The organism is Chryseobacterium sp. GM_Chr_2, from assembly GCF_026540445.1.
GTDB lineage: Bacteria > Bacteroidota > Bacteroidia > Flavobacteriales > Weeksellaceae > Chryseobacterium.
On sequence record NZ_JALNUD010000001.1, the window covers coordinates 304,044 to 320,367 of the forward strand.

Annotated in this window: 16 protein-coding genes; 11 read left to right on the forward strand and 5 right to left on the reverse strand. The window is 35.0% G+C overall.

The features are described 5' to 3' along the window. The first annotated feature begins 29 nt into the window (after positions 1 to 29). Both OXQ85_RS01515 and OXQ85_RS01520 read left to right on the forward strand, forming a co-directional pair. Positions 30 to 584 (forward strand): LemA family protein, encoded by a 555-nt coding sequence (locus tag OXQ85_RS01515; RefSeq protein ID WP_267401910.1) that lies wholly within the window; start codon positions 30 to 32, stop codon positions 582 to 584. A 3-nt stretch (positions 585 to 587) separates the two neighbouring features. Then, positions 588 to 2,537 carry a DUF2207 domain-containing protein gene (locus tag OXQ85_RS01520; protein WP_267401911.1) on the forward strand — a complete coding sequence of 650 codons (1,950 nt, stop codon included), beginning with the start codon at positions 588 to 590 and terminating at the stop codon, positions 2,535 to 2,537. 238 nt (positions 2,538 to 2,775) lie between these two features. Here the strand turns inward: OXQ85_RS01520 and murA are convergent, their stop codons facing one another. Together murA and OXQ85_RS01530 are read right to left on the reverse strand one after the other, a co-directional pair. After that, a complete protein-coding gene (gene murA / locus OXQ85_RS01525) occupies positions 2,776 to 4,083 on the reverse strand; it encodes a UDP-N-acetylglucosamine 1-carboxyvinyltransferase (protein ID WP_267401912.1) in 1,308 nt (435 codons plus the stop codon). Beyond that, entirely contained in the window at positions 4,084 to 4,758 is a 675-nt protein-coding gene (locus tag OXQ85_RS01530; protein WP_267401913.1) for a DUF4290 domain-containing protein, read from the reverse strand. A gap of 189 nt (positions 4,759 to 4,947) precedes the next feature. Here OXQ85_RS01530 and OXQ85_RS01535 point away from each other — a divergent pair, with 189 nt between their 5' ends. Continuing rightward, positions 4,948 to 6,384, forward strand: coding sequence for an alpha-amylase (locus OXQ85_RS01535; RefSeq protein ID WP_267401914.1), 1,437 nt, complete (start codon positions 4,948 to 4,950; stop codon positions 6,382 to 6,384). A 92-nt stretch (positions 6,385 to 6,476) separates the two neighbouring features. Here the strand turns inward: OXQ85_RS01535 and OXQ85_RS01540 are convergent, their stop codons facing one another. Then, positions 6,477 to 6,899 (reverse strand): VanZ family protein, encoded by a 423-nt coding sequence (locus tag OXQ85_RS01540; protein ID WP_267401915.1) that lies wholly within the window; start codon positions 6,897 to 6,899, stop codon positions 6,477 to 6,479. Between the two features lie 55 nt (positions 6,900 to 6,954). On the opposite strand from OXQ85_RS01540, the gene lnt reads away from it, so the two are divergent. Then, positions 6,955 to 8,589 (forward strand): apolipoprotein N-acyltransferase, encoded by a 1,635-nt coding sequence (gene lnt, locus OXQ85_RS01545; protein WP_267401916.1) that lies wholly within the window; start codon positions 6,955 to 6,957, stop codon positions 8,587 to 8,589. Between the two features lie 274 nt (positions 8,590 to 8,863). Here the strand turns inward: lnt and OXQ85_RS01550 are convergent, their stop codons facing one another. Next, on the reverse strand, positions 8,864 to 10,579 hold the full coding sequence (locus OXQ85_RS01550) for a T9SS type A sorting domain-containing protein (RefSeq protein ID WP_267401917.1): 1,716 nt from the start codon (positions 10,577 to 10,579) through the stop codon (positions 8,864 to 8,866). Positions 10,580 to 10,819: 240 nt separating this feature from the next. Between OXQ85_RS01550 and rpmB the strand changes: the two genes are divergently transcribed. From rpmB to OXQ85_RS01575, 5 genes are all read left to right on the forward strand, one after another. After that, positions 10,820 to 11,062 carry a 50S ribosomal protein L28 gene (rpmB, locus tag OXQ85_RS01555; protein ID WP_002976757.1) on the forward strand — a complete coding sequence of 81 codons (243 nt, stop codon included), beginning with the start codon at positions 10,820 to 10,822 and terminating at the stop codon, positions 11,060 to 11,062. A gap of 3 nt (positions 11,063 to 11,065) precedes the next feature. After that, positions 11,066 to 11,248 carry a 50S ribosomal protein L33 gene (gene rpmG, locus OXQ85_RS01560; RefSeq protein WP_027373683.1) on the forward strand — a complete coding sequence of 61 codons (183 nt, stop codon included), beginning with the start codon at positions 11,066 to 11,068 and terminating at the stop codon, positions 11,246 to 11,248. Between the two features lie 21 nt (positions 11,249 to 11,269). Further along, positions 11,270 to 11,422 carry a DUF4295 domain-containing protein gene (locus OXQ85_RS01565; protein WP_065399141.1) on the forward strand — a complete coding sequence of 51 codons (153 nt, stop codon included), beginning with the start codon at positions 11,270 to 11,272 and terminating at the stop codon, positions 11,420 to 11,422. Between the two features lie 194 nt (positions 11,423 to 11,616). Beyond that, complete coding sequence (ftsY, locus tag OXQ85_RS01570) at positions 11,617 to 12,570, forward strand: signal recognition particle-docking protein FtsY (protein WP_267401933.1); 954 nt, start codon at positions 11,617 to 11,619, stop codon at positions 12,568 to 12,570. A 73-nt stretch (positions 12,571 to 12,643) separates the two neighbouring features. Further along, the gene (locus OXQ85_RS01575; protein WP_267401934.1) at positions 12,644 to 12,904 is read left to right on the forward strand and encodes a GlsB/YeaQ/YmgE family stress response membrane protein; all 261 of its coding nucleotides are present in this window, start codon (positions 12,644 to 12,646) and stop codon (positions 12,902 to 12,904) included. A 72-nt stretch (positions 12,905 to 12,976) separates the two neighbouring features. On the opposite strand, the gene sppA is transcribed toward OXQ85_RS01575, so the two are convergent. Then, positions 12,977 to 14,731, reverse strand: a complete 1,755-nt coding sequence (gene sppA / locus OXQ85_RS01580) for a signal peptide peptidase SppA (protein WP_267401935.1) — start codon at positions 14,729 to 14,731, stop codon at positions 12,977 to 12,979. 20 nt (positions 14,732 to 14,751) lie between these two features. Here sppA and folK point away from each other — a divergent pair, with 20 nt between their 5' ends. Together folK and OXQ85_RS01590 are read left to right on the forward strand one after the other, a co-directional pair. Continuing rightward, entirely contained in the window at positions 14,752 to 15,171 is a 420-nt protein-coding gene (folK, locus tag OXQ85_RS01585; protein WP_267401936.1) for a 2-amino-4-hydroxy-6-hydroxymethyldihydropteridine diphosphokinase, read from the forward strand. Positions 15,172 to 15,188: 17 nt separating this feature from the next. Then, positions 15,189 to 16,301: an OmpA family protein gene (locus tag OXQ85_RS01590; RefSeq protein WP_267401937.1), complete on the forward strand. Its 1,113-nt coding sequence runs from the start codon at positions 15,189 to 15,191 to the stop codon at positions 16,299 to 16,301. The last annotated feature ends 23 nt before the right edge of the window (positions 16,302 to 16,324 follow it).

The following is a 16,324-nucleotide window of genomic DNA, read 5'->3' on the forward strand; positions in this document are numbered from 1 at the left end:
TTTTAAGTAACATTAAAAAATTTAAAACTATGATGATTTTAATTATTGTAATCGCTTTGGTTGTCATTTTTCTTCTTTACGGAGTTTCGGTGTACAACAAATTGGTAAGACTCAGAAACCTTGTTCAGGAAGGCTGGAGCAGTATTGATGTGATGTTGAAAAAGCGTCATGACCTTATTCCAAACTTGGTAGAAACGGTAAAAGGGTATGCTACTCACGAAAAAGAAACGTTGGAAAATGTGACCAGAGCAAGAAATCTGGCGTTAGGTGCTAATTCTGTGGAAGCAAAAGAAGCGGCAGAAAAAAATCTGAATCAGGCAATGATGAATTTATTCGCGGTTGCCGAACAATATCCTGATCTAAAAGCAAATACTAATTTCCAGCAATTACAGGCCGAACTTACTTCCATCGAAAACGATATTGAAAAATCAAGAAGATATTATAACGGAACCGTTCGTGAAAACAATACAGCGGTTGAATCTTTCCCAAGCAATATTATCGCCAATATGTATAAGTTTGAAAAATCTCCTTTCTTCGAACTTCAAAATGTTGCTGAAAGAGAAGTTCCAACGGTAAAATTTTAGGCAATGAAGAAATTTTTATTGCTTTTTTACCTCTTATTTTTTGCATTTACCTTTGCTCAGCAGCATATTGAAGATGATCTAAATTCTTCTGAAGCGGTAAGTGTTGATTATGAAAAGGAAAGAATAACTTCGTTTCATTCTGATATTGATGTTAATAAAAATTCAGGGCTTACAATTACTGAAAAAATTAATGTTTACAGTACCGGAAATGAAATTAAAAGAGGGATTTTCCGCACATTGCCTTTAAGCAGAAATCTGAATAATAAGAAGCAAAAAGTTACCTACGATATTATTTCTATCACAAAAAATGGTGAAACAGAAAATTATCATACAGAAACCAATGGTGATAATCTTGAAATATATGTTGGAAATAAAGATGTGATTCTTGAGGTTGGAAACTACGCTTATGAAATAAAGTATGAAACGAAAAACCAGATCGGCTTTTTTAATAACTATGATGAACTCTATTGGAATGTCAACGGAAATGCCTGGAATTTTGATGTTGATACTATTTCAGCAAAAGTAAATCTTCCGGCGGGCGCCAATATTTTGCAAAATTCTTGTTATACAGGAAGTTCGGGAAGTAATTCTCAAAATTGTAATGCGAAAGTTTTGTCGGATACTTCCATAGAATGGGGCGCTTCAAAGTTATATCCTTCGGAAGGACTGACTATCGCTGTCGGATTCAAAAAAGGAATAATGGTTCCTCCACCGCCGCCCGAATTTTTAGAACAATACGGACTTTTATCAGTTTTTGCGATTCTATTATTTGGATTGTTTGCTTATTTTTTCAGAACATGGCAAAAATATGGTGTAGATCCAGCGACTCCTGTTATTTATCCGCAATTTAATGCTCCGGATAATATGTCTCCAGGTTCCATGGGATATATTCAGAATGAAAGTTTCAGAAATAATTTCTTAACTGCGGCTTTGGTAAATCTTGCCGTAAAAGGATATATTAAAATTATCGAAAGCGAAAGTTCAGGAGTTTTCGGGGTTTTTAAAAGTAAAGTTTTTACAATTCAGAAGTTGAAAGAACCCGATCAGAGTTTACCTGTGGAAGAAATTGGTTTGATGAATAGTTTATTTATAAACGCACAGTCTTCTATTAAATTTGACGGGAATTATAATTACAAAGTAGAAAATGCAGTAAATGGTTTTCGCTCATCATTATCATTTCAACATGATAAGCTTTTGAATGACGGAAATAACCGAAAAAAATTACTGTTGCCATTTTTCCTGATCTCCATTATTTACGTTATAGGATTATTTGTAAGTCTCTCGATATCTTCAGATCCTATATTTCTGGTAGCGGGAGGAGTATTTTATGTCGTTTTACTCATCGCATTTATCATCTTCACCTTTATTGTCAGAAAAATGTTTTGGTGGGTATTTGCTCCTTTACCAATGTTTACCATCATCGGATTGGGTGGTTTTGCTGCCGTAAACTATGGAAATTACGAGAATAATAATTTTATTTTCTGTTATGTTTTTCTTGCGATTGCATTTATGTCTTTAATTATTTTTCAATATTTGGTTAAAAGGCCAAGCGAAGAAAAGTTGAGAAAAAAATCTCTGATTGACGGATTTAAAATGTACATGGGCGCTGCCGAAAATGAGCAGTTGAAATTTCACAATCCTCCTCAAATTACACCACAGGTTTTTGAAACCTTATTGCCTTACGCCATGATTTTGGGGGTTGATGATATTTGGGGAAAAAAATTTGAACAGATCATGAGCAGAATGTCTACAGACTATAATAATACATGGTATGCTGGTTCTACATTGAATCAATATGCTTTTGCCAGTGCATTAAATTCAAGCCTTACCAACTCCATTCAGTCTACTTCTACACAACCATCATCTTCAAATTCCAGTAGCAGTAGCTCTGGTTCTGGAGGTGGCGGATTCTCCGGCGGAGGTGGCGGAGGCGGTGGAGGCGGAGGCTGGTAAGCCTTTAGATGATGGAAAAAGTGAAAAGTAAAAAGAATCAAGGGGGAATGTAGCGTCCAAATCAAGCTCCATCAATCAATTTGTTGATCTCTCCTCTTTGCTCTTTTTAATAATATCGGTATTTAAATTAAGCTTTGCATTAATAAAAGTAAAAAAGCGTTCAAAATTAATTGAACGCTTCTTCTATTTTGAGATTTAGATAAAACTAATTTCTAGCTTCTACTATCTAATTTCTTTATTAAATTCTTTCAATATCAGCACCAATAGCTTTCAGTCTGCCATCAATATTCTCATATCCTCTGTCGATTTGTTCGATATTGTGGATGATCGATTTTCCTTCTGCAGAAAGCGCCGCGATAAGAAGTGCGTTACCTGCTCTGATATCCGGAGAAACCATCGTTGTTCCTCTTAAAGGAGTTTCCTGATTTAATCCGATTACAGTTGCTCTGTGCGGATCACAAAGAATAATTTGCGCTCCCATGTCGATCAATTTATCCACAAAGAATAATCTTGATTCAAACATTTTTTGGTGAATCAAAAGACTTCCTTTTGCCTGAGTTGCCACTACTAAAATAATTGATAATAAATCCGGAGTAAATCCTGGCCAAGGTGCATCAGAGATTGTTAAGATAGAACCATCAATAAATTTCTGAATTGTATAATTTTCCTGAGCCGGAATGAAAATATCGTCATTGCTTTGCTCAAGCTGAATTCCTAATTTTCTGAATGTATTGGGAATTACGCCAAGTTGGTTCCAGTTTACATTTTTAATGGTAATTTCAGATTTTGTCATGGCTGCAAGACCAATCCAAGACCCGATTTCTACCATGTCAGGAAGCATTGTGTGTTCAGTTCCGTGAAGATATTCAACTCCTTCAATCGTTAATAAATTAGAACCGATTCCTGAAATATTGGCTCCCATTCTGTTCAACATTTTACAAAGTTGCTGAAGGTAAGGCTCGCAAGCGGCGTTGTAAATTCTTGTTTTTCCTTTTGCTAAAACTGCAGCCATTACAATGTTTGCAGTTCCTGTTACAGAAGCTTCTTCCAAAAGGATAAATTTCCCTTTAAGCTCAGTTGCTTTTAATGAATAGAAATATTCTTCTTCATCATAATGAAATTCTGCACCAAGTTCTACAAGTCCCTGGAAGTGAGTATCTAATCTTCTTCTTCCGATTTTGTCACCACCCGGAGTCGGCATGTATGCTTCACCATATCTTGCCAACATAGGTCCCATCAACATAATTGAACCTCTTAGCTTTGCTCCGTCTTTTTTGAACTCGCTGGATTTTATATAATCAAAATTAACTTTATCAGCCTGGAAAGTATAATCTCCCTGTCCGTTTTTAGTCACTTTTACCCCGAAGTCACCCAAAATTTCAATCAGTCTGTTCACATCATGAATATCCGGAATATTTTTAATTCTAACTTCTTGGTCAGTTAATAAAACCGCACAAAGAATTTGAAGAGCTTCATTTTTGGCCCCTTGTGGAGTGATTTCACCATGCAATCTTTTTCCTCCTCTTATCTGAAATGTACCACTCATTTACTTTCTGTTTTTATGATTATTGTTGTTATTGTTATGCCTTCTCTGCTTGTTATTATTGTTATTTTGGTTTCGGTTGTTGTTATTTCGGTTGTTGTTATTATTATTCCTGTTATTGTTGCTTGTGTAGTAAATTTTACTCTTTTCAAGCGTGTCAATTCCGGTAAGATCCAACCTGTTTTCCGAAAGCTCTTTCAAATGACGGAAAATCACATCATCCGTTACGTGTTCTTTATTATATACGTTGTAAGATTTCTTCATATTGTTGGCAATTACCTCGATCAGGGCTTCTTTTTCGTCACCTTGTTCTAGTTCAATTGCTTTTTCTATGAGTTGAAGAATACTTTTTCCGTAAAATTTAAAATCTCCCTGAAGTTTAGGATATTCCATTGTTTTTGGTCTCTCTGCCAGTTGCTCTCTGGTAGGGAAAGGATAAGGCGAATCTACATCCAAATCATAATCCGCTAAAATGAATAAATGATCCCAAAGTTTATGTTTATAATTTTCTTCATCACGAAGCTGAGGGTTTCTCTGACCCATAAAATCAATGATTGCCGCTGCCATTTCGTTTCTTTCATCTCTGTCAGAAGTTTCTTTGCAACGTTCAACCAACTGTTGTATAATTCTACCGTATTCCGGTATATGAAGCTGGGTTTTTTGGGTATTATATTCCATAGTCTGCAAATATATGCAATAATGGAAAAATTGTACCGAAAATCTTTAAAGTTTATATTTTTTTAATGAAAATTTAAATTATGATTCCTCAGTGTTTTTTGTTTAAACTTAAAATTAAATCACAAAATATAGAATTTATATCAATAAAATTGTAATTTAGGTAATAGGTTAATAATTAAAACTTTTTATATGAAAAAAACACATTTCCTACTTTCCTTACTGGCTTTAGGCTTGGTAACCTCTTGTCAGAATAATGATGAATTAACAAATGAAACGTCACAAAATACCGAGGTGCATGACAAAATTGTGAATGTCACAAAACATGATGGTCGACCTTTCAGCACCGGAACCAATTCTTCAATTAACGGAAAATTTGTAGCAGGTCCTGGCGGAAGTGTTTTGATGCAAGGGTTCTATTGGGATGTTCCTGATGGTGGAAATTGGTGGAATACTGTAAAAGGAAAAGTAACCGCGTGGTCTAATGCAGGAATTGGAGCGATTTGGTTGCCTCCCGCTTCAAAAGCACAAAACGGAGCATATTCCATGGGATATGACCCTACCGATTACTATGATTTCGGAAATTATAACCAAAATGGAAGCGTAGAAACACGTTTTGGATCAAGGTCAGAACTCGAAGCTTTGATAAGCCAGGCACATGCTGAAAATATGCAGGTGTATGCCGATATTGTAATTAATCATAACAGCGGCGGGCAATCGGAAGCGAATCCTTACACCGGAACAAATACCTGGACGAACTTTTCTGGTGTGGCTTCAGGAAAATTTCCAAGAAATTATAATGATTTTTACAAAAATGCTTACGGAAATAATGATGAAGGGGCTTTTGGAGGTTTCCCGGATCTTTGTCACGCCAATCCTTATGTTCAGGAATGGCTTTGGGGAAGAGATGATTCTGTCGCGAAATATTATAAAAATGTGATGAAATTCGACGGTTGGCGATTTGATTACGTGAAAGGTTTCGGACCTTGGGTAGTCAATGCATGGAATTCCAGTGTTGGTGGATTTTCTGTGGGGGAACTTTGGGATTCCAATGTTAACACGTTAGAATGGTGGGCAAATAATGCCAACAGTTCTGTTTTCGATTTTGCAGCCTATTATAAGATGGATGAAGCATTTGATAATGGCAATTTAAATGTTTTGAATGACGATATGATGTGGAAAAGAAATCCGTACAAAGCGGTAACCTTCGTAGCTAATCACGATACGGATATCATTTATAATAAACAGCTTGCCTATGCTTATATTTTAACACATGAAGGTTATCCAACGATTTTTTATCGCGATTATGAAGAATGGTTGAATAAAGATAAATTGAATAATTTGATCTGGATTCACAACAATAAAGCCACTGGAAACACCTCAATTTTATATACCGATAATGATGAATATATTGCCCGAAGAAACGGCTACAACGGAAATCCGGGATTGGTGGTTTATATCAATAATTCATCAAGCTGGCAGGAAAGATGGGTAGATACCAACTGGAGTAATCAGCAGATTAAAGATTTTACAGGAAATTCTACATGGTATCCAACGACTGCGGCAGATAAACGTGTGAAAATTCAATGTCCTCCGAATTCTTATACAGTTTGGTCTTTGAATCAATAATTTTAAAATATACTTAAATAAAAAAGACTGTTTCAAATTTGAAGCGGTCTTTATGTTTTATAAGTGAAGCTTCAAATTTGTCTATCTAAAAATTAAACAACCCACTTATCAAAGCTTTTTTCTAATATCTTTTTTATCAAAAAACCTAAAAACACCCCAAAACTATTCAGAATAATATCGTCTAATTCAAAAATTCCCATTCTTGTAAAATACTGAAGAGCTTCTGCAATCGTAATTGCAGAAACAAAATTGAAGAGTAAAATTTTCAAATTATTCAATTTTGGAAAAACCCAGCCTAAAAATCCGAAAGGAATAAACATTATGATATTTCCTAGAACAATCGTAATAATGGTTTGCAGGCGAAAGGTGTTCTCAATAAACATCAAGGTGGAGAAAAATGGTTTTATCCTAATCACATTTTCATCAAACTGCGTTCTGCCAAATCCTAAAAACATAAGATAAAGCAAAAACAAAGTGTAAGGGAGAATTAAAATTTTATAAATTTTCTTTAACATCAATTGCAAATTTATTCATTTCAAAAACATTAAATTTGTGTGTTAAATTAATTTAATGAAGTACCTTTTACTTACGCTTATTTCAGCGATGTTATTATCCGTTTCGTGGCCCACTTACGGAGTTCCGTTTTTTATATTTTTTGCGCTCGTTCCACTTTTGATGATGGAACACGGAGTTTCAAAATTTTCAAATTACAGCAGAAAAAGTTGGGTAGTTTTCGGACTTTCCTATCTATGTTTTGTGATTTGGAATGTCGTTACCACAGGTTGGTTGTATGGTTCTAAAAATCCGGACGGAAGTCATTCTTTGATGGCGGTTTTATTTCCGGTTTTGGTTAATTCTTTCCTGTATTCTTTGGTTTTTCAATGTTATCATTGGTATAAAAATGCTCAGGGAACCTATTGGGGATTAGGATTTTTCATCGCCATTTGGATGAGTTTTGAGAAATTTCACTTGAATTGGGAACTTACATGGCCTTGGCTGAATTTAGGAAACGTATTTTCAGAATATCCAAAATTTGTGCAATGGTATGATACACTGGGCGCAACTGGTGGAAGTTTTTGGATCCTGTTAATCAATGTTTTGGTATTTTACACGATCAGAACTTGGGAAGCGGGAAGAAAAAGAAAAGATTTAATTAAAAATTCTTCCATTTTAGTTGGATTAATCGCCATTCCGATGATTATTTCGATTATTAAATACAATAGTTTTAACGAAAAACCAATCGGACAAGTCAATGTATTGATGCTTCAGCCCGATCTTAATCCTTATGGTGAAAAATATTCTAAAGACAGTTTATCAATTTTAAATGATCTTTTAACCCTTGCAGATAAAAATGCCAAAGGAAAAATTGATTATTTTATTGCTCCAGAAACTGCAATTCCCGGAAGAGGATCGATTTCTGAAACGGCTTTTGAAAAAAGTTTGCTTTTAAATAATATCAAAGGTTTTCTTGCAAAACATCCGGGTGCTGTTTTTGAAACAGGAATTTCTTCACACAAATTTTATTTAAGTAAAGACAATTTACCTTTAGAAGCATATCAACTCAATCAAGGGCTTTGGGTTGAAAGTTTTAACTCGGCAGTTCAGATTATGCCTAATCATAATGTGGAAGTTTATCACAAAGGAAAACTGGTTCCCGGCGTTGAAATCTTTCCTTATATGAGTGTTTTAAAGCCACTTTTAGGGGATGCGATGCTTAATTTGGGCGGAACGGTAGCTTCTTTGGGAACTGATAAAGAGCGAGTAGCTTTTTCCAATCCGTACAACAAAGGAAAATATGCACCAATCATTTGTTATGAAAGTATTTATGGAGAATTTACCACAGATTATGTAAAAAAAGGAGCCAATTTCTTAGGAATTATGACCAATGACTCTTGGTGGGGCGTAACGGAAGGGCACAAACAACTTTTATCGTATGCAAAATTAAGAGCGATCGAAACCCGAAGAGAAATTGCCCGCGCTGCCAACAGCGGAATTTCAGCGCATATTAATGCCAAAGGAGAAATTGTAGAAGATACTTTTTATGGCGATCAAACGGCATTATTTGCAAAAGTAAATCTGTATGAAGGCATGACTTTTTATGCAAGAGCCGGAGATTTATTATCTCGATTTTCTATGTTTGCTTTAGGATTTTTATTGTTTTATTATTTAATTAAAAGATTCCAAAACAGAAAACAAGCTATATAATTTTCTGTTGGAAAACACAAAGTCACAAAGTTTTATAAAAAAATACAGTTTTTAAGGCTCAAGAAAATCAAAGATTTTCAGAATAAACAGCAGAATTTTATCGTAGATAAAATCTTTGCGCCTTAAAACATATTTCATTTTATACTTTGTGTCTTTGCGATTACCAACAATGAAATTTCAAATAAAAAAGGTGACTTAAAAGCCACCCACAAAACCAAATATAAAAGGAAAAGCCAGCTGGACGTCTGGCTTTTCTCATTGAAAGAATGCTCAATTATTTAACGATAAGTTTTTTGGTGCTTGTTTGTTCTTTTATTTTTAGTTGTAAGATATACGCGCCTTTTGGCAAGTGAGATACATTGATTGACTGATCATTATTTAACGTTACATTCAATTTTCTTCCATCGATTGAATACATTTCAACAGCAGATACTTTTTCTCCTTTGATGAATACTTTTTCCGTCGCCGGATTCGGATAAATTGAAATTTCTTTATCTAAATTAGCAATATTCTGAACCGCTAAAACATTCTCCACAGACGCTTCTGAATATGTTTTTGAAGCATCAATAGATTTCACACTCCAAAACACATTCTGAATCGACGGATCTAAATCTAAAAACCATGATGGCGTTGTCACGACATACTTAGCGATATCCTGAGCGCCCGGCGTTGATCCTACTTTTATTTCGTAACGCAACGCATTCAGCGGTGTTTTATCATCCGAAGTACCACTCCATGAGAAATTTATACGGTTTCCGGTTCTAGTAAAGTTCAGGTTTGTAGGAGGCAAAGGTTTAAGATTGATTCCTGTAGAACCAGCCTTAAATAATTTTGTTAATGAAGGTAATCCCGGAGTTGCCCAATCAAATCCGGAAAGTAAAACATCGAGCTGATGGTCATTGTTAATGTCAAGTAAATTCACAAAACCCGGACCTCCTAAAAAATTCAAACCTGTAGGTGTAATCTCTGTAAAAGAGTTATCTGTAGTATTATATGTAAATATTTTTACAACGCCTTCGGTATCTTCATCATTTCCAGAAACAATGAAATCGTAATAGCCGTCGTTATTTAAATCTCCTGTAACCACGGATGTTTCAGACATCTCGTCTGTCGGAATTTGTTGAAGCGTTAATTGCCCCGTTCCATCATTCATCAAAACACCCAAATACCCTGAATAATTTTCATCCTGTGCAGAAACTACGATATCCTGAAAGCCATCTCCGTTAAAATCAGCAAAATCTAATTTTCCGCTTGACATTGCAGGAAAGCTTTGAGATTCTACCAACGTACCGTTTTGATTTAAATAAGATTTAAAAAGTGGCACATAGTTCGTATCAAGTCCCATAACGATCATATCTAAAAGGTTATCATTATTAAGATCTACCATTTTAAAGCTTGAATTCTGCGTCCCTTGCATCCATCCGTTAGTAACCTGAAAGCCGTTTCCTGTATTCTGATATAAGTCTAAATCGTGTACGAAGCCTACTCCATCAATATATTGAGTTCCATTCAGTGCATAATCCAACTTTCCATCATGATTAAAATCGAAAACTTCTAACGAACCATATATTTTCCCGGGAAGATCGGCTTCTTTCACAAAACCCGTTCCTGTATTTCTGAATCGATAATGTTTGTAATTCACAATATCATTATAGCTTAATCCTGTAGAAATAATATCCATTAAACCATCATTGTTAAAATCGACAAATTTAATGTCGCCTAAATGCGTTGCATCTACTCCCAAATCTGCATAAGGCACCAATGTAGTACCATTGCTTTTATATATCTCATTAAACGAAGTATCTACCTGACCGTCGCCGTTAGCGTCTATTGCTCCGTTGATCACAACATCGGTAAAACCGTCGCCATCCATATCTCCTCCATCGGCTGCACCGTAGTAAATATCCTTCATCGCAGTCGGAACTTCTGTGAAAGTTTGCGCCATAAATCCTATCGGCAACATATTTAATAGAATAAAAATTGTCTTCATCTTATTTTTATTTAGATTAATTAAAAACAAAGATATGCGATTAATTTTCCGAATTGAAAGAAAAGCGATATGAAATTTATCATTCATCAGGGTGGAGGGCGATAGGATATATTTTATATCAAAAATCAAGATTATTAATCAAGAAGTTATTTGGAAATATTTTCTAAAAGATTTGTCTATCTAAAAAATTCTTCGTTATTTTGCAACCTCAAATATTATACAAATAAAGAACATCGAGATATGTCAAGAATTTGCCAAATAACAGGAAAGCGTGCAATGGTTGGTAACAACGTTTCTCACGCTAATAACAAAACGAAGCGTCGTTTTGAAATTAACTTATTGGAGAAGAAATTTTACCTTCCAGAGCAAGATAAGCACGTAACACTGAAAGTATCAGCTCATGGATTGAGAGTGATTAACAAGATTGGAATCGAGGAAGCTATTGAAAGAGCTACTAGAAACGGATTGATTAAAAAGAACTAAATCATGGCAAAAAAAGGAAATAGAGTTCAAGTAATCCTTGAATGTACAGAGCACAAAGAGAGTGGTATGCCAGGAATGTCTAGATACATTTCTACTAAAAATAAAAAGAACACTACAGAAAGATTGGAATTGAAAAAATACAATCCGGTTCTTAAAAGATCTACCCTTCACAAAGAAATCAAGTAATTTATTAAATTATAATTTACCATGGCAAAGAAAGTAGTAGCAACCCTACAAAGCGGACAGTCAAAAAAAATGACTAAAGTTGTGAAAATGGTGAAGTCTTCTAAATCAGGAGCTTACGTTTTCGAAGAAAAAGTAATGAATGCAGACGAAGTTGACGGATTTTTGAAAAAATAATCCTCACTTTATTTACAATATAAAAAAACTACTCATATTTTGGGTAGTTTTTTTGTTATCTTTGCTTTTAATCTATCTGGAAGTCGGAAGCTGGGTACTGGAAGTTCATAACAAACTTAAAAAACTAAGTTTGCAAACTTCACGCCTCCATCCTCCAGCTTTCATCATTTAATTAAAATTACTTAATTCATACTATGAGTTGGTTTAAAAATATTTTTAAAAAAGAAGAAAAAGAAACTTTAGATAAAGGGTTGGAAAAATCTAGCCAAGGTTTCTTTGAAAAAATGACAAAGGCCGTAGTCGGTAAAAGCAAAGTAGACGAGGAAGTTCTGGATGATCTGGAAGAGATACTTATTGCTTCAGACGTTGGGGCATCTACAACCATCAAAATCATAGAAAGAATTGAGGAACGCGTTGCAAGAGACAAATATGTAAGCGTAAGCGAGCTTGATAAAATTCTTCGTGATGAAATTTCAGGTTTATTACTTGAAAATCCTCACGCCAGAACCGGAAATATTGATACTTCAAAAAAACCTTATGTTATTATGGTAGTTGGAGTAAATGGTGTCGGAAAAACCACAACAATTGGTAAACTGGCTCATCAATTCAAATCTGAAGGAAAAAAAGTGGTTCTTGGAGCTGCAGATACCTTTAGAGCTGCCGCTGTAGACCAATTAGTGATCTGGAGTGAAAGAGTGGGTGTAACTATTGTAAAACAGGAAATGGGATCAGACCCTGCTTCTGTTGCTTTTGATACCGTACAAAGCGCGGTTGCTCAAAATGCAGATGTTGTAATTATTGATACTGCAGGAAGGCTTCATAATAAGATCAATTTGATGAATGAGCTTTCTAAAATTAAAAGAGTAATGCAAAAGGTAATTCCTGATGCTCCTCATGAGATTTTATTGGTTTTGGACGGTTCTACAGGTCAGAATGCTTTTGAACAGGCAAAACAATTTACAGCTGCAACTGAAGTGAATGCTTTAGCTGTAACTAAATTAGACGGAACTGCAAAAGGCGGTGTGGTAATTGGCATTTCAGACCAGTTTCAAATTCCTGTAAAATACATTGGTGTTGGAGAAAAAATGCATGATCTCCAACTTTTCAATGGTACAGAATTTGTAGATTCATTTTTCAAGAAAAGATGATTTTACATCATGTTTTCCCTTTATTAGCAAACAAATCATTTTATAAATATTAACAATTAAAAAATTTGCAACTATGGGAGTTTTAACATGGATTATTTTTGGGCTTTTAGCCGGAGCTATTGCAAAAGCTATCATGCCTGGTAAACAAGGAGGTGGTTGGCTCATCACCATTATTTTAGGAATTATAGGAGCTTTCGTCGGGGGAGCAATTGGAGTCTACATTCTTCATTGGGGAGATGTGACAACGTTCTGGAATCCCCGAAGCTGGATTTTAGCAATCGGAGGCGCTTTAATTGTCCTTTGGCTTTACGGAATGGCTACTAGGAAGGGTTAAAATTTAAGCTACTAAAAATAAAACGCCGGATGTGAAATTCAAATCCGGCGTTTCGGTACAATAATAATTTAGTTAGTTTATCTTTATCTGATAAGGCATTTCCATCTTCACCTCAGATTTTAGTTTTTCATCTGTAATCTGCTGTAAAATTTCATAGTTGGCTTTACCAATTTTATTTTTAATAATTCTTGCTGAAATTTCATCTTCATTAAAATCATTGAATATCTGCTCAAACGCATTCATTCTTTTCGGATAAGAAGCAACGTTGTATGATTTTAAACCTGCCTTTTGAGCGGCAAATTTCACGGCATCATTCAGCGTTCCCAATTCATCTACCAATCCGATTTGTTTGGCTCTTACACCACTCCATACTCTACCGCCACCCACGTTATCAATCTGCTCGAAAGTCTGTTTTCTGTTTTGAGTCACAAAATGAACAAATCTCTTATAAGTTCCTTCCACGCTTCTCGTCATCATCGTCACTCCATACGGGGTAAGACCATGCAATGCCGAATAATATTGAGAATTGGCATTTGTAGAAACGATATCTGAACGTACTCCGTTTTTATTTGCTAAATCTTTATAATAAGGCAATACACCAAAAACCCCGATGGAACCTGTAAGTGTATTCGGTTCAGAATAAATTTTATCAGCAGCCATAGCAATATAATAACCACCTGAAGCAGCATAATCACCAAAAGAAACTACCAAAGGTTTTTTCTTCTTCAACTGTTGAAGTTCAAACAAAATTTCGTCTGAAGCATTCGCACTTCCTCCCGGAGAGTTAATTCTTAACACCACCGCTTTCACTTTATCATTTTCCTGAAGATCTTTAATGTATTTCACATATTTTTCAGAATAAATATCGTTGTAGCCGCCCCCATTATTAATTGATCCCGATGCATACAGAATAGCGATCTTGTCTCCCGACTTACTCTCGTCTGCATAAGATTTAATATAATTTGATAAAGAAATTTTGTTTAATTTCTCTTTGTCTTTAACACTCAATTTTGACTTCAATAAATTATCATACTCACTTTTCTGAGCCAATTTATCAACCAATTTATATTTCAAACTTTGCTCAGGAATCATTCCATACAAACTATCAACAGCTGTTCTGAACTGTGCTGTATCTATTTTTCTTGAAGCAGCAATTTTTGAAGATGTATTTTTCCAGATATCATTTAATAAAGTACTTAATTGTTCTTTATTTTCCGGTGAAATGTCGTTTCTCAAAAATGGTTCCACAGCAGATTTGAATTTTCCGTGACGGATAACTTCAATCCCAATTCCGTATTTTTCAGCAAAATCTTTAAAGAAAACAACTTCCGTAGCCAAACCTTTCAATTCAATTAATCCTGCTGGATGAAGGAAATATTTTTCCGCCACAGATCCTAAATAATAAGAAGATTGAGAAACCCCGTTTCCGTAAGCATAAACAAACTTTCCACTTTTCTTAAAATCTTCCAACGCACTTCTAATATCATCAATTTGGGTGATACCTGCGTTCAGATTATCTGCCTCAATGCTTATTCCTTTAATATTATCATCTGTTTTTGCTTTGTTAATAGCTTCAAGCACATCATAAATCAAAACACTTTTGCTTTCTTTGCTTAAACTGAAAAAATCTGATTTCTCTTCCGTAGGGCTGTCGAGAATATCTGTTGTAAGATTTATCGTTAAAATTGAATTCTTTTTTACCGTTACAGATTTGTCGCTTCCCATCGAACTAAAGACAATAAGCATAATAAAAAAGATGAAAAATACGGCGCACAATATCACAATTGCCACTATATTTGCCAGAACATTTTTAAAAAAACTTTTCATAAAATCAATCATTTTTCAATATGTCGCAGCAAAAGGTAGTTTTGTTACTGGGAAGTAACCTCGGAGATCAAAAAAAAAATTTAGAGACTGCACTACAGATGCTTAAGGATAGAGGAATTGAAATATTAAAGAATAGTGAATTTTTGACATCCGACCCTGTAGAATTTGCCAGTTCCAATATTTTTTGTAATATTGCATCAATAATATATACGCGTCTTTCGCCCATTCAACTGCTTGATTTAGTTAAAAGTATTGAAAATGAGATGGGAAGAGTAAATGATTCAAAGGTATCGGGAGGTTATGCAGATCGCATTATAGACATCGATATTGTTAAATATAATGACTTGAATTTTATCTCTGAAAGGCTTGAAATTCCTCATAAAAAACATTTATATGAAAGGGAGTTTTCCAAGATATTATTAAAAGATTTATCTGAATAAAACATAAAACATATTGTATGAAATTAGGTTTATTATTATTGGCCGCTTTGCCTATTGCTACTTATGCTCAGGACAGTATTGCTGTAAGTTCCACGAACGAATATCCTAATACTTTCTCCTCAGGTTCTGCCAATGTTCAACCTTTCAACAACAAAGCAAGACGATTCAACGATTGGTCGATCTCTGTTGGTGGTGGTGGAGCGTTTATGGTGCACTCTGACCTCAAATCGATTTACGATAAAAAGGTAAATTGGGGATATAACACTTACGTGAGTATTGACAAGCAAATTACCCACTCTTTTGGGTTGAGCCTTATCTATCAGAGAGGTGAAACAACTCAAAAAGGGCAATTGGAAGGAGCAGCAGGATTGGCAGCAGGTGTAGCTACCGCAAAAACTAAGTATAACCAGATTGCTTTAATGGGAGATGTTAACTTTTCTAATTTTTTAAGAAGAGTTGATAATCATTCTCCGTATAGATGGGCTTTCCACGGTTATGCAGGGATTGGTGTAATGGGATATGATACGTCTTTGTATGACAACGATCAGTACAGATACAGTACTACCCCTAAAAGAGCACCTCTGTTTATTAAACAAGACATAGACATCAATTCACTTTTCTATCAATTCGGTATTGGATTAAAATATAATGTATCCAGACTTATTGATGTTGAAGCAAGAACCATGTATATCATAAGTGGTGATGATGAATTCGATGGCGGTGGATGGGCTGGCCCAGATAACTATGACACAAGTACAGCGACGGCTAAGTATAATATGCTTAACAAAAGACGTTCGGATAACATGTGGACAGTTAATCTTGGGGTATCCTTCAAAATTGGAAAGCAACAATCTCACTTAGCATGGCATGATCCTTTGCAAGAGGCATATTACAGAGCAAACGTTCTTGAAAATGCATCTACAGATCTTGTAGTTTGCGAAAAAGGAGATGCTGATAATGACGGAGTTTGTGATGACTGGGACAGACAGCTTGACACTCCTGCCGGAGCTAGAGTTGACGGTGCTGGTGTAGCGCTAGACATGGATTTAGACGGTGTTATCGATTTATACGATAAATGTGTGACTGTTCCGGGACCTGTTGAAAATAACGGTTGCCCTACGAACAAGTAATCAGTAAAAAATAAAATCATTTA

Bases quoted from the DNA above. Each gene is read 5' to 3' on its own strand.
- OXQ85_RS01515 (WP_267401910.1), top strand. From the start codon at position 30: ATGATGATTTTAATTATTGTAATCGCTTTGGTTGTCATTTTTCTTCTT.
- OXQ85_RS01520 (WP_267401911.1), top strand. From the start codon at position 588: ATGAAGAAATTTTTATTGCTTTTTTACCTCTTATTTTTTGCATTTACC.
- murA (WP_267401912.1), bottom strand. From the start codon at position 4,083: ATGAGTGGTACATTTCAGATAAGAGGAGGAAAAAGATTGCATGGTGAA.
- OXQ85_RS01530 (WP_267401913.1), bottom strand. From the start codon at position 4,758: ATGGAATATAATACCCAAAAAACCCAGCTTCATATACCGGAATACGGT.
- OXQ85_RS01535 (WP_267401914.1), top strand. From the start codon at position 4,948: ATGAAAAAAACACATTTCCTACTTTCCTTACTGGCTTTAGGCTTGGTA.
- OXQ85_RS01540 (WP_267401915.1), bottom strand. From the start codon at position 6,899: ATGTTAAAGAAAATTTATAAAATTTTAATTCTCCCTTACACTTTGTTT.
- lnt (WP_267401916.1), top strand. From the start codon at position 6,955: ATGAAGTACCTTTTACTTACGCTTATTTCAGCGATGTTATTATCCGTT.
- OXQ85_RS01550 (WP_267401917.1), bottom strand. From the start codon at position 10,579: ATGAAGACAATTTTTATTCTATTAAATATGTTGCCGATAGGATTTATG.
- rpmB (WP_002976757.1), top strand. From the start codon at position 10,820: ATGTCAAGAATTTGCCAAATAACAGGAAAGCGTGCAATGGTTGGTAAC.
- rpmG (WP_027373683.1), top strand. From the start codon at position 11,066: ATGGCAAAAAAAGGAAATAGAGTTCAAGTAATCCTTGAATGTACAGAG.
- OXQ85_RS01565 (WP_065399141.1), top strand. From the start codon at position 11,270: ATGGCAAAGAAAGTAGTAGCAACCCTACAAAGCGGACAGTCAAAAAAA.
- ftsY (WP_267401933.1), top strand. From the start codon at position 11,617: ATGAGTTGGTTTAAAAATATTTTTAAAAAAGAAGAAAAAGAAACTTTA.
- OXQ85_RS01575 (WP_267401934.1), top strand. From the start codon at position 12,644: ATGGGAGTTTTAACATGGATTATTTTTGGGCTTTTAGCCGGAGCTATT.
- sppA (WP_267401935.1), bottom strand. From the start codon at position 14,731: ATGAAAAGTTTTTTTAAAAATGTTCTGGCAAATATAGTGGCAATTGTG.
- folK (WP_267401936.1), top strand. From the start codon at position 14,752: ATGTCGCAGCAAAAGGTAGTTTTGTTACTGGGAAGTAACCTCGGAGAT.
- OXQ85_RS01590 (WP_267401937.1), top strand. From the start codon at position 15,189: ATGAAATTAGGTTTATTATTATTGGCCGCTTTGCCTATTGCTACTTAT.